This window comes from Salinibacter ruber DSM 13855, from assembly GCF_000013045.1.
Lineage (GTDB): Bacteria > Bacteroidota > Rhodothermia > Rhodothermales > Salinibacteraceae > Salinibacter > Salinibacter ruber.
On the sequence record NC_007677.1, the window covers coordinates 1,304,110 to 1,317,796 of the forward strand.

Sequence of the window (13,687 nt, forward strand, 5' to 3'; positions counted from 1 at the left end):
TACGAGAATGTTTCACCTCGAGACGGAAACCAGAGATCCCTTGTGGACTTCCATGTGGGTGAACCTCGAACAGGTGCGAGCCCCGAGGTCAGTTTCTCCCATACACATCCAAAAACGAACCCGCACGCAGTTATGGCTGAAGTAGATGACACCAAAACATGGCCGGAGCTCGCCATCGGTCTGTACGACAAGCTCACGGGTCGAGGCGCCCAGATCACCTACGAGTTTGAGGACTTCGACCTTCAGGTGCCCAGCAAGGTTGGTGGCGACGCCCGGCATGCTCACTGGAATATGGACGGGACCCTAAAGATTCGGACGAAAGACAACGAATCGTAAACCAGTTCCCAACGCGCTTCCACTTCCGTGTCGGCGCGGCGGGGGCGTGCATGCGCCTCTGCTGATGTCATCAGCCCCCGCCGGTGCCGACCTTTGCACGTCGACGCTCTGGCATCTTTGTGGTCGTTCCGAAAGACGCGGCGGGCCCCGACGTCCGACGGGGCTGGACCGCCGGGGGCACGCTGAACCGTAGCGCCCCCCACGAAAAGCGCCCTCCACTTTTTCATCTCCAGCCTGTGTCTCACCCGGTAGTTGATCCGGTCCCTGGAGAGCAGGTGCTGACAACCCCCCCCGCGACCGACATGGCCCTTCCCCTCGAAGTTCTCGCTGATCTCCAGTTGGCCGTTGACGGAGAGGACATCGACATTCGGGGGACGGGAGACCGAATTGTCGTGGACCTCTCGAGCCTTCGGGCCGGGCGCCGTCTTCTCGCCTCGGGGCCGTTTGCGTCGGCCCAACGAGCGCGGACGACCGGTCGCGTTCACGAAGCCCTCGACATTGCGGGGCTCACCGTGGAGGTGCGGCTTCGAGGCGACCCTGTGGCCCGCCTTGGGGCTGAGGCGCAGCCCGGTACGATCGGGCGCCTGCTGAACCTCGACGGCATTGAGGTGCGCCCCACGCAGCCCTTGCGGGCAGTTCTGCGCCGCCGGCCCGTCCTTACGGCGGCCGTCGTGATTGGCCTGGTCGCTGGGCTGGGATGGTGGCTGTTCCGGCGCGGGGACACGTAACGAAGGCCCCGGGGCGCCGACGAAAGGCAACACCACCCGCTGTGATCGCCCACCGACCCGTCCCAACTCATGTGGCCCCGTGCCCTCGCGCTCTGTTCAATGGGCTCCCTTCTTCTCTTCGGGCTCGCCCTCGGGTGCAGTCGCGCTCCCACCTCGTCGGAGCCCGACGCAGACCCCATTACGGACCGCCAGTACCTCACGGCGGATGTCTGGAACGACGGCCAGGCGGAGGTGGTGTTCTATCGGGTCGAGCGGACCCGCGACCAGTACGGCCGGGCGAAGGAGCAGGCGTTTATCATGGGGACGTACCTCGTGAAGCACCGGTTCAGCCCGGCCGACATGACGAAAGTGACGGACGGCACGGGCGTCTCGTCGTTCAAGTACGCCGCATTCTACGAGCTTGAGAGCGGCTCGTACCAGTACAAACGCAACTGGGTCGTCAACGCACGGCAGAACGACCTCCGGCCCTTCAAGCAATCGTTTACCAGCTTCGACTGGTGTTCGAATCGCTACCGCGAAGTGGCCTTTCCGCCGGACGGGCCGGTGGAGGTGCGGATGCGGAGCGACGACTACGGCAACCGCCGCGCCTCCTTTGCCCACCGCTCGAAGGCGTACCCGCCCGCTCAACTTCCTTTGTTGATTCGGGCATTGGACTTCGGGGCGGCCGACACGCTTTCCTTTTCTGTTCCCGTCGCGGACAGCAGTGCGTACGTCTCGGCCCGGGCGGTTCGTACGGGAACGGAGACGGTGGAGACCGAGGCGGGCGCCCACGACAGCGAGCGCATTGTCGTCCACTACGAGACGCCAGTGCCCTCCCCGATCGGGGAGACCAGCGATACGACCGAGACCTATTGGCGCGGGACCGGGGCGGAGCGGCGTCTCGTTCGGATGGAGGCGGAGGGCGGACGATACCAGATGACGCTCGTCGAGCACCTCCGCACCCCGTATTGGCGGGAGAACCTGTGGCCGAAGCTGGACCGCATCGACGACCGTCCCTGAGGCGTCGGCCGTTCGTCTGAACCGTGCGGGAGGCCGTTGGTGGGGTTAGTCTGCATCCCCGGTCCTGCGTCTGACGGCCGAACGGGGGCGGGCACCCCTCGTCAGCGGTCGAGGCCGGGGGAACCATGGCCCAGCGCGTCGCCGTTGGCACAGGCCAAACTCAAGGAGCAATTCACACAGCTGCATGAAGCGTTCACTCCGTGTCGGGTCCGTAGCGGGGATTGGAATTTTCCTGCACTGGACCTTCCTGCTGCTCGTTGCGGCCATCTTCGCCTACTATTACGTCCAGAGCCAGAGCCTGGGCGCGGCCCTTTCGGGGATGGGGCTCATCCTTGGGGTGTTCGTGTGCGTAATTCTCCACGAGCTGGGCCACGCCCTAACCGCTCGTCGCTTCGGGGTGCCCACGCGGAGCATCACGCTCTATCCGATCGGGGGACTGGCGCGGCTGGAGCGCATCCCGTCCGAGCCGATGAAGGAGTTCTGGATTGCCATCGGCGGGCCGGCGGTGAACGTGGTGATTGCCTTCGCGCTCGCCCTCGTGCTGCTGGTAACCGGGGGCACCCTCGCCCCGGTGGCGCTGGAGGCGCCGGGCAGCCACGCCCTGGCGTCCCTGATGTGGATTAACGCCGTGCTGGCGGTCTTCAACATGCTGCCCGCCTTTCCGATGGACGGGGGGCGCGTGCTGCGGGCGCTTCTGGCGCTCCGCTGGGACTATGCCCAGGCCACCCAGACGGCCGCCAACGTGGGGCAGGGCATGGCGGTCCTGTTCGGGCTGATCGGGATCATGACGTGGAATCCAGTGCTCCTGTTTATCGCCCTGTTCGTGTACGTCGGGGCCCAGCAGGAGTCGAAGCAGGCCATGTACCGCGCCTTCACCGAGGGGACGCCGGTGCGGGAGGCGATGGTGACGCGGTTCGCGACCCTGACGGTCGACGACACCCTCGACGACGCCGTGGATGCGCTCCTGGCCGGTACCGACCACGACTTTCCGGTCCTGGAGGCGGGCACCGTCGTGGGCCTGCTGCGGCGCAAGCAACTCATCCAGGCCCTGTCCGAGCACGGCCGCGACACCCCGGTCGCGGAGGTGGCCGACGCGGACTGCTTCACCACGGCCCCGAGCGCCCCGCTCGACGAGGTCTTCCAGCAGATGAACGCGCGGAGTTGTTCGACCGTGCCGGTCGTGGACGGAGGGCAGCTCGTCGGCCTTCTAACCCTCGAGAACGTGGGGGAGCTCATCATGGTGTCGAGTGCCCTGGAGACGCGGTCGCACTCGCGGGTCCCGCGCGACCAGCTCTCCGAGGCGCCACTGCGGGAGCGCCCGGACGGGGCGGCCTCCTCCGGGGCGCCGCCCGTCCCGTGAAGACTTCTGGGGAAATCCGGCGGACGCGGCTCTCGTCGTGCATTTCCACGTGGGCTCTTCTAGATTTGGGGCGGCTTGCGCCGCAGCGCACCTCGAAGCGCAGGCCCCTCCCTGCGCGTACTGTCTCCCCACCCGCTTCGAAAGCATGGACCGCCGAACAAAAATCGTTTGCACGCTGGGCCCGGCCACGACGGACCCGGAAACACTCCGTCGTCTGGTCGCGGCCGGAATGGACGTTGCCCGAATGAACTTCTCACACGGCACCCACGAGGAGCACCGGGAGCGCGTGGAAACCGTTCGGGAGGTGGCCGAGGCGGAAGGGAAGGGCATAACGGTGTTGCAGGACCTTCAGGGCCCCAAAATTCGAGTGGGGGCGGTACAGAACGACTCGGTCATGCTGGCGGAGGGCGACGAAGTGAGGGTGAGCACCGACACCCCGCGGGAGAGCACGAACGAGCACATCTTCATCGACTACGAGGCCCTCGCCCGGGACGCCCGAGAGGGGGAGCGCATTCTGATCGACGATGGCCTGCTGGAACTCCGGGTCATCGAGACGAACGGCTCGCAGCTCCGGGCGACGGTTGTGGAAGGGGGGCCGCTGCGGTCTCGAAAGGGGGTAAATCTGCCCGACCTGCAGGCCTCCACGCCCCCGATGACGGAGAAGGACCTGAAGGACCTCGAGCTCGGGCTCGAATTGGAGGTCGACGTCGTAGCCCTCTCGTTCGTGCAGGAACGGTCCGACGTGGAGGCGCTGGTCCACCGCATCGAGGAGACCGGGAAGAAGACCAGCGTCGTGGCCAAGATCGAGAAGCCCCAGGCCGTCCACAACATCGACGAGATTCTGGAGGTCGTGGACGGCATCATGGTGGCGCGGGGCGACCTCGGCATCGAGATGCCGATGGAAGAGGTGCCCGGCACCCAGAAGCGGCTCATCCGCAAGAGCATGGAGGCCGCCAAGCCCGTCATCACGGCCACGCAGATGCTCGAGAGCATGGTGGAGGACCCGCGCCCGACCCGCGCCGAGGCGAGTGACGTGGCCAACGCGGTCCTCGACGGCAGCGACGCGGTGATGCTTTCTGCCGAGACGGCGGTTGGGGATCATCCGGTTCGGGTCGTGGAGGCGATGAACCAGATCATCCGTCAGGCCGAGTCCTACTGGCACGAGGAACGACGGGCCCTTACCATGACGCCCGATCACTTTGAGCAAGGGGCGAACGTAACGAATAGTGTTAGCTTCACGGCCTGTCGCCTCGCCGAGCAGGTGGGGGCGGAGGCCATCTGCTGCCTGACCAACTCGGGGTCGACCGCTCGCTCCATCGCCCGACACCGGCCCAGCATGCCCATCTACGCCTTCACCGACAACAAACGGGTGGTGGCCCAGCTTGGAAGCCTCTGGGGCACCGAGGCCTTCTACATCCCCTTCCAGCAAGACACCGACCAGGGCATTGCGCGTGTGCACGGCGTCCTGCACGACTACGACCTGGTGAGGTCGGGCGGCCACGTGGTGCTGACCGTCGGAATGCCGCTGCCGGCCCGCGGGCGCACCAACACCGTCCACGTCAGCACCGTGCAGTAGGAAGGAGTCGCAGTAGGAGGGATTTGGGGCGTGGAGCCGTCCCAGACGGATCCCGTGGCGGCGCGCTCCCATTGTAGAAGCCGCATGTGGTTTTTCCTCTTTCCCGACGCGACTGGCGTGTCGACATGGGTCGCTTTTCTCCTCGGGGGCGGACACAGGTCCGTACGGTGTGCGGCCTCCTCTTTCTCCTCGTCGGGGCCGGACTGCTGATGAGCTGTGGGCGGGGCTCGTTCATCGGCCGCCAGTACGACGACCTCACGGCCTACTACAATACCTTCCACAACGCCACGCAAGCCTTCGAGGCCGGCCTCGAATCGGTGAACGAGTCGGGGGGAGACATCGACCGGACCCGTTATCTCTCCGTATTTCCGCCGCCCCAGGGAGGGGCCGGCCAGTCGTCCTTTGGGGAAGCGATTCAAAAGAGCGCAGCCGTGTTGCGCGAGCACCCCAACTCGGAGTGGGTCGACGATGCGCTGCTCCTCATCGGACGGTCCCGGTACTACCAGCAGAACTACGTGGGGGCGGTCCAGAAATTTCGGGAGGCGATTGCCCTCGACGCGGAGCGGGAAGGAGAGGCCCGCTTCCGGCTTGCCCAGACGCTGGTGGTGGCCGGCCGGTACCGGGAGGCCGCAGACGCCCTCCGGACGGGACTCGACTCGGGGGAGGAGTACGGCAGCTGGACGGCCCGAATGCGAGTGGTACAGGGAGAGCTCTTCGTGCGGCAGGAGAACTGGGAGGCGGCCGATCAGGCCCTGGCCCAGGGCCTGAACGACAACCTGCCGGACGAGACGGGCGCCCGGGCTGCCTTTCTGTTGGGGCAGGTGCGCGAAACGCTCGACGATCCCGAGGGGGCCCGGGCGGCCTACCGACGGGTATCGGGGTACGACCCGCCGTACCCGTTGGCGTTCGCCGCCAAGCTGGCGGCCATCGAACTGGGCGGGGAGACCGGCACCCCTGGGCGGGCCCTAGAGCGGCTGGCAGAGCTGGAACGGGACGACAACACCCGTGAGATGCGGGCGGAGATTGCCCGGGTTCGTGCCCGGCTGCACCGCGCGCAGGGACGGCCCGACCGGGCCCAGCAGGTGCTCACGGCCGTCCTGCGGGGCGACCAGGCGCCACGGGGGAGCGGGAAGGGGCAAACTCACTATGAGCTGGCGACGCTGTACCGGGATGCGTACGAGGACTTCACCCGGGCCGCGGCGCATTTCGACACGGCCTCGGCGACCCTCTCGTCCGGCCCGGATGAGGGGACGGGGGCGGAGGAGGCGGCCCAGGTCCTTCCGCGGGCGCCATCGGACGCGAGGGCCCAGGCAAACCGCTTCCGAAAACTGGCGGATCGCTCCCAGGCCGTCGCCCGGATGGATTCCCTTCTGCGCCTCGGCCGCATGGCCCCCGCGGAGTTCCGGGCCGTCGTGGAGAAGATTCGCCAGCGGCGACTGGAAGAGCAGGAGGCGCGAGCCCAGCGCACACGTCGGCAGCCGCAGTTCCGGGGCGGGAGACGTCCGGCGGCGGGAGACGCCTCCCCGGCCCCGTCCGAACAGCCCGCCGTCCAGACGCAGGGGGCCGACGCCGGCTTCCTGTTTCACCGCGATCCGACCCTCGTGCAGCAGGGACGCCGCCAGTTCGAGCAGACGTGGGGCGACCGGCCCCTCATGGACGACTGGCGCCGTGCAGAGGCGATCCGGGGGCGTCCGGACGCCCGCCCGCGTGCCGACCAGACCGAAGACCAGGCCCGCCCGCAGTCGTCCGCGGGCGCGTCCACCACGGCCAGTGTCGTGGACGTGTCGGCCGTGCCGCGGGACTCGATCAGTCGGGCGGAGATGAAAGACCAGCGGGCCGTTGCGCAGTACGAGTTGGCCAACGCGCTCTTTCGGGCGGCAGGCCGTCCCGACTCGGCGCAGACCTGGTTTCGTCGGGTGCTCGACGAGACGCCGGATCACCCGGTGGCGCCCCAGGCCCTCTACGGGTTGGCCCAGGCGCACCGGGCGCAGGGCGATACGGCCGCCGGGGACGAAGTGTACCGGCGCCTCATCGACGAGCACCCCGACACGCCCATCGCGAAGCGGGCCCGTGAACAGCTGGGATTGGCGACGACCGACGAGGACCCGGAGCGGACGGTGAGCCGGGCGGATTCGGCGTACGCCAGGGCCTACGAGGCGTGGCGAAGCGGGCGCCACGATGCGGCCCTCAGGGCGTTCTTAAAGGTGGCCGACGCGTATCGCGAAACGAGCGTGGCGCCGCGTGCGCTGCTGGCCGCCGGGGTCGTGTACCATCGAACCGCCCGCCACGATTCGAGTGGGCAGGGGCGGGCCCGTTTCACGCGCTACGCGGATTCACTGGCGCAGGCCGATGCCCCTGATCCCGGCCCCGACCCGACAGGCAGCTCGTCCCCGGACGCGACAGCCCCCGCGCCCCCCTCGTCGGACGCCGCGGCCCCGGCGCGGCCGGCTCCCGCCGACACGACGGACGCCAGTGCCCCCGAAGGGCCGCCGCGCCGGATGATTGACTCAACGGCCGTAGCGAACCAGGGGGCGTCGGGCACGCCGTCGGACAGTGCGGTGGCGTCGCCTTCTGTCGTCCGGGACACAGCAACGGGTCCTTCGGGGCGATCCGAGCCACCGGATACGACCACGTCCGCCGTAGCGAGGGAGACGGCGAGGTCGGATTCCACGAGTGCTGCCCCCCAATCGCGGAGAGAGCCGGCCGATCCGTTTGAGATTCTCCTGTCCCACCTTGTGGCCCGCTATCCCGAAACGGCCGAGGCGGAGCGAGCACAGGCCCTTCTCGACCAGCTGCGCGAGCGGCGCACTGGACAAGGGGGCACCACGCGGGATTCGACCGGTGCGGGAGCGCCGGACGGCCCCGGAGCGAACCGGGAATCGGGGACCGTTGCTCCGGAGGTAGACACCACCAAGGACCGCCCGCGGCCCCCCGACGAGGCAGCAGGCCCTGCTGCCCGTCGTCGGCCCGCGCCCACCACTCCGTCCCAATCTGGACGAGAGAGGGCCACGCCCTCCCAGCGTCGTGATTCGTCCGCAACGCCGACCCGGAGTGCTTCTTCCCTGCAGGCGAACGCGTCGCGCCGCCCCCCGACCTGAGCCAGGGATAATCCGAACGACCTCTCTCGCCTAGGTTTGTGTTTCTGCATCGTGTCGTCGCCCGAGGCCATGCACTCCAATGCTGATTCACCGTCGAGCGGCCCCGGCCTGCAGCCGGTGTGGACGACCCTGCGCTCCCCATATGTGTTCTGGATCGGGGGCGCCATCCTCCTGGCTCTTCTCGTTCATCTCGGGATCAAGTGGCAGCAGGCGAGCGCCCCCGTGCGTATCGAGTACAGCACGTTTCTCGAGCACGTGGAGTCGGGATACGTCGAGCGGGTCGAGATCGTCAACGGCAAGCGCATTAACGGGACCTACACGGCCGCGGCGGTACAGAACGACCGGGTCGAGACCCGCCCGCCCCCGGCCGCCCCAATGGGGGCCGTCGTCGACCGCTCGCGGCGTGCCTTCGCCACCCACAAGCCCACCGCCCACGAGTTGACGGCGTTCCTGCGACGCCACAACGAGGCCGCGACGGGGACGGGCACGGCCCCGGTCACGTTTGCGGCCACGCAGGAAAGCGACTGGGTCGGGACCCTTCTCTTGTGGGGGCTGCCCCTGGGGCTCATCGTGGGCATCTGGCTCTTCTTTATGCGACGGATGGCGACGGGGGGACGTGAAGAGCAGATTGGGAGTGACACGGCGGCGCTCTTCGAAGAGGCGGGCGGGCGGCGCGTAACCTTCGACGACGTGGCCGGACTCGCCGAGCCGAAGGAAGAGGTGGCGGAGGTCGTTGAGTTCCTACGACGCCCCCAGAAGTTTACGCGGTTGGGGGGCGCCCTCCCCACCGGCGTCCTGCTGGTGGGGCCGCCTGGCACCGGAAAGACCCTCCTGGCGAAGGCCGTGGCCGGCGAGGCGGGAGTGCCCTTCGCATCCATTTCCGGGTCGGACTTCATGGAGATGTTCGTGGGCGTGGGGGCGAGTCGGGTTCGGGACCTCTTCGACCAGGCGAAAGAGCGGGCCCCCTGCATCATCTTCATCGACGAGGTGGACGCCATCGGGCGGACGCGGGGCGGACCGGGAGGTGCAGGCACCGGGGAGCGGGACAACACCCTGAATCAGCTGCTCGTCGAGATGGACGGGTTTGACTCCGACGAGGGGGTGGTCATCATGGCGGCCACCAACCGGCCCGACGTGCTCGACGCCGCCCTCCTGCGTCCGGGGCGGTTCGACCGACAGATTTCCATCCACAAGCCCGATCGACTTGAGCGGGCCGACATCTTTCGGGTCCACGTCGCGGACCTTCGCCTGGACGCGTCGGTCGATCCCGAGGCACTGGCGCGTCAGACGCCCGGCTTCGCCGGTGCCGAAATTGCGAACGTCTGCAACGAGGCGGCCCTCCTGGCGGCGCGGCGGGGCAGAAACGCGGTGCAGATGGACGACTTCGACCAGGCCCTCGACCGCGTCATGGCGGGACTGGAGCGAAGCAACAAGCTGATCTCACCGGAGGAGCGGCGCGTCATCGCCCACCACGAGTCGGGACACGCCATCGTCGGGTGGTTCCTCGAGCACACCGATCCGGTCGTGAAGGTCTCGGTCGTGCCTCGGGGCCTGTCCGCGCTCGGCCACGCCCAGCACCTCCCCAAGGAACGAGACCTCTATTCGAGGGAGGCGCTGATGGACCGGATGACGATGGCCCTTGGGGGACGGGGGGCCGAAGAGATCGTCTTTGGGCGGGCGACGACCGGGGCAAAAGACGACCTCGAACGGGTCACGGAGACGGCCTACGCGATGGTCGTGGATTACGGGATGAGCGACCGCATCGGGCCCCTCAGCTACAACCGGGCCGAGCGCCGCGCCGACGGCCCCCTGTTCGAGAAGCCCTACTCGGATGCCATGGCCGCGGCCATTGACGAGGAGGTGGCCGACATTGTCGGGGAGGCGCGGGCCCGGGCGAACGACCTTCTCCGAGAAAAGCGCCCGCTGCTGGACGAGATGGCCGAGAGACTTCTTCGGGAGGAGGTGCTCGGGGTCGAGGCGCTCGTGGCGCTCCTCGGCTCCCCTCCGCATGGGGAGTACGCATGGCTCAAAGAGGGCGATGGGACCTCTCGGAACTCCGCCTCCGCAGAGGGGGCATCTCCCTCCTCACAGGGATAAGATGGAAGTTCGTCTGAATCCGACGAAGTGTCGTGGCGCGTGGAAACCCCGTCGATCATGGTTTCGTAGACCCCTTCTGCAGAGAAGACACCCGGCTTGGGTACGCCTTGGAACAGTTAGGCAAGCACAGTTGCGGCTTGCCTTTTTCTTAGCCCTCGGTTCGCAGAAAAGATTGGTCAACCGATACAGAGCGGTATACCAAAATAGGCGGACTTTCGGGCCCCTGTGCCGGCGGCCCGGGCCGGAAGAGTTGTTTTCATTTCTTCTTTGCCCCGCATTTAGGACCCTAACTGCCGGACGGACGGTAGTTAGAAAGTGTGCATACTTGAGAACGGTCAAGTACGCACCCGTGACGTCCCTCCGACATCGTCCCGACAAACGACCAACACCGACGTGCCGACGACGCAGCAGTTGATTCGAAAAGGGCGAAAGACCGAAGAGGAAACGAGCGACGCCCCCGCGCTGGAAGGCAGCCCGCAGCGACGCGGGGTATGCACGCGGGTATACACGACCACCCCGAAGAAGCCGAACTCGGCGCTCCGAAAGGTGGCGCGTGTGCGGCTCACCAACGGCAACGAGGTCACCGCGTACATCCCGGGCGAGGGGCACAACTTGCAGGAGCACTCCATTGTGCTCGTTCGCGGTGGGCGCGTGAAGGACCTGCCGGGCGTGAAGTACCACATCGTGCGGGGCGCCCTCGATACCGCCGGCGTGGAAGAGCGTCGGCAGGGCCGCTCGAAGTACGGCACGAAGAAGCCGCGTGAGTAGCACGCCGCTCCACTGAACCCTGTTCTTGACGACAGCCAGTTTTCCCTATGTCACGAAACGAGGCCCCTGAGCAGCGCACCACCCAGCCGGATCCCGTCTACCGGGACGACATGGTCTCCCGGTTCGTCAACGCCATCATGCGGGACGGAAAGAAGAGCCTCGCCCGGCGCATCGTGTACGACACGTTTGACGTGATTGAGGAGCGCACGGGAGAGGAAGAAGGGCTGGAGGTCTTCAAGAAGGCCGTGAACAACGCCGCTCCTCTCGTAGAGGTGCGGAGCCGCCGCGTGGGCGGGGCCACCTACCAGGTGCCCACTGAGGTGCGCCCCGAACGGCGCATCACACTGGCCTTCCGCTGGATCATTCAGTACGCCCGGGCCCGGAACGAGAAAAGCATGGTGAATCGCCTTGCGAGTGAGCTGGTCGATGCCGCTCGCGGCGAAGGCGGTGCCGTAAAGAAGAAGGACGACACGCACCGCATGGCCGAGTCCAACAAGGCCTTCGCTCACTTCCAGTTCTAGATTTGCTGGACGGATCGGGCCGCCACCCGGTCTGTGCTGAGCGTTCAAGTACCCAACTTTGAGCTTTATACCCATGGCTACGCAGACAAACGAGAGCTTCCCGCTGGAGAAGACCCGAAATATCGGCATCATGGCCCACATTGATGCCGGGAAGACCACCCTCACGGAGCGCATTCTCTTTTACACCGGGCGGTTGCACCGGATGGGGGAGGTGCACGAGGGGGCCGCGACCATGGACTTCATGGAGCAGGAGAAGGAGCGGGGCATCACCATCACCTCGGCGGCCACCACCTGCTACTGGGATGACCACCGGGTCAACATCATCGACACGCCGGGCCACGTCGACTTTACGGTCGAGGTGGAGCGGTCCCTCCGCGTGCTGGACGGGGCGATTGCCCTGTTCTGTGCGGTTGGGGGCGTGGAGCCGCAGTCGGAGACGGTCTGGCGCCAGGCCGAGAAGTACGACGTGCCGCGGATCGGGTTCGTGAACAAGATGGACCGAACCGGGGCGGACTTCGAAAACGTCCTCGAGATGATGGAGGACCGCCTCAGCGCCAATCCGGTTCCGGTGCAGTATCCCATCGGGGCGGGCGACATGTTTCGAGGGGTCATCGACCTCATTGAAGGCAAGGCCATTATCTACGACGACGAGTCCCAGGGCATGCAGTGGGACGTTAGGGAGATTCCGGACGACCTGGAGTCGAAGGCCGAGCACTGGCGCATTAACCTTCTGGAGAGCGTCGCGGAGTACGACGACGAGCTGCTCATGAAGTACCTCGATGAGGACCAGGAGGTGGAGCCCGAGGAGCTGCACACGGTGATCCGGAAGGCGACGCTCAACCGCGACATGACGCCGATGTTCTGTGGCTCTGCCCTCAAGAACACGGGCGTGCAGCGCGTGCTCGACGGGGTTACGAACTACCTTCCGAGCCCGAACGACGTGCCCGCCATTACGGGCCACCACCCGCAGGACAAGGAGGAGGACATCACCCGCCATCCGCGGGAGGACGAGCCCTTCAGCGCGGTCGCGTTCAAGATCACGACGGACCCGTACGTCGGGAAGCTGACGTTCGTCCGCGTCTACAGCGGCACGCTGGAGTCTGGGTCCCGCGTTTACAGCCCCACCCGGGACGAGGACGAGCGCATCGGGCGCATGATGTTCATGCATGCCGATAGCCGGGAGGACGTGGACGTGATCCGCGCCGGGGACATCGCCGCCGTGGTCGGTCCGAAGAACCTCAAGACCGGAGACACGATCTGTGACCCGGACCATCCGGTCGTGCTCGAGTCCATGGACTTCCCGGAGCCGGTCATTCGGATTGCGGTCGAGCCCAGAACCAAGGCCGACCGGGACAAGCTGACCAACGGCCTTACGAAGCTCGCCGAGGAGGACCCGACGTTCAACGTCCGTACCGACGAGGAAACGGGGCAGACGATCATTGCGGGAATGGGAGAGCTTCACCTCGAGATTATTATCGACCGGCTCAAGCAGGAGTTCAAGGTGGAGGCCAACGTCGGCCAGCCCCAGGTCGCCTACCGGGAGGCGCTCACCGACATGATCGACGAGCACTACGTTCTGAAGAAGCAGTCTGGAGGGCGCGGCCAGTTTGCCGAGGTCTACATGGACGTCGGCCCAATTCCGGAGGAGGAGGAAGAAGAGAGCGGCCTGGTATTCGAGAACGAGATTAAGGGTGGGGTCATCCCGAAGGAGTTCATTCCGTCCGTTGAGCGCGGCATCGAGAGCGCCATGGAGGACGGGCCACTGGCCGGATACCCAATCGAGGGGGTGTGGGTGCGCCTCTACGACGGGGACCACCACGAGGTCGACTCCGACCAGAACGCCTTTGAGATTGCCGGTCGGCTTGGCTTCCGCGAGGCCGCCCGCCACGCCAACCCGGTTCTAATGGAGCCGGTGATGGAGGTAGAGGTGGTGACCCCGGACGATTACATGGGGGACATCATCGGCGACCTCAACGGACGGCGCGGCCAAATCGGCCAGATGGGGCAGCGGAACGACGCGCAGGTCATCAACGCCGAGGTGCCGCTGTCCGAGATGTTCGGCTACTCGACGGACCTTCGCTCCCTGTCTCAGGGACGGGCCATCTACACGATGCAGTTCGGGAGCTACGAGCCGGTCCCCGAGGAGGTCGCCTCCGAAATCATGGACGAGCAGACCATGAGCGCGACGGCGTAGCCCGTCGGCG

10 protein-coding genes are annotated in these 13,687 nt (G+C 66.7%); all 10 read left to right on the forward strand.

Annotated elements, in window-relative coordinates:
• Positions 1-132: 132 nt before the first annotated feature.
• The gene (locus tag SRU_RS05400; RefSeq protein WP_043552131.1) at positions 133-336 is read left to right on the forward strand and encodes a hypothetical protein; all 204 of its coding nucleotides are present in this window, start codon (positions 133-135) and stop codon (positions 334-336) included.
• A gap of 302 nt (positions 337-638) precedes the next feature.
• Entirely contained in the window at positions 639-1,064 is a 426-nt protein-coding gene (locus SRU_RS05405) for a hypothetical protein (protein WP_231847403.1), read from the forward strand.
• Between the two features lie 69 nt (positions 1,065-1,133).
• Positions 1,134-2,063 (forward strand): hypothetical protein, encoded by a 930-nt coding sequence (locus tag SRU_RS05410; protein ID WP_011403785.1) that lies wholly within the window; start codon positions 1,134-1,136, stop codon positions 2,061-2,063.
• Positions 2,064-2,247: 184 nt separating this feature from the next.
• Entirely contained in the window at positions 2,248-3,423 is a 1,176-nt protein-coding gene (locus SRU_RS05415) for a site-2 protease family protein (RefSeq protein WP_011403786.1), read from the forward strand.
• A gap of 145 nt (positions 3,424-3,568) precedes the next feature.
• The gene (gene pyk, locus SRU_RS05420; protein WP_011403787.1) at positions 3,569-4,999 is read left to right on the forward strand and encodes a pyruvate kinase; all 1,431 of its coding nucleotides are present in this window, start codon (positions 3,569-3,571) and stop codon (positions 4,997-4,999) included.
• Positions 5,000-5,124: 125 nt separating this feature from the next.
• The gene (locus tag SRU_RS05425) at positions 5,125-8,097 is read left to right on the forward strand and encodes a tetratricopeptide repeat protein (RefSeq protein WP_011403788.1); all 2,973 of its coding nucleotides are present in this window, start codon (positions 5,125-5,127) and stop codon (positions 8,095-8,097) included.
• A gap of 69 nt (positions 8,098-8,166) precedes the next feature.
• Positions 8,167-10,194: an ATP-dependent zinc metalloprotease FtsH gene (gene ftsH / locus SRU_RS05430; RefSeq protein ID WP_279303248.1), complete on the forward strand. Its 2,028-nt coding sequence runs from the start codon at positions 8,167-8,169 to the stop codon at positions 10,192-10,194.
• Between the two features lie 393 nt (positions 10,195-10,587).
• Complete coding sequence (rpsL, locus tag SRU_RS05435; protein ID WP_011403790.1) at positions 10,588-10,962, forward strand: 30S ribosomal protein S12; 375 nt, start codon at positions 10,588-10,590, stop codon at positions 10,960-10,962.
• A gap of 47 nt (positions 10,963-11,009) precedes the next feature.
• Complete coding sequence (rpsG, locus tag SRU_RS05440; RefSeq protein WP_011403791.1) at positions 11,010-11,483, forward strand: 30S ribosomal protein S7; 474 nt, start codon at positions 11,010-11,012, stop codon at positions 11,481-11,483.
• A gap of 73 nt (positions 11,484-11,556) precedes the next feature.
• Positions 11,557-13,677: an elongation factor G gene (fusA, locus tag SRU_RS05445; RefSeq protein ID WP_011403792.1), complete on the forward strand. Its 2,121-nt coding sequence runs from the start codon at positions 11,557-11,559 to the stop codon at positions 13,675-13,677.
• Positions 13,678-13,687 lie beyond the last annotated feature (10 nt).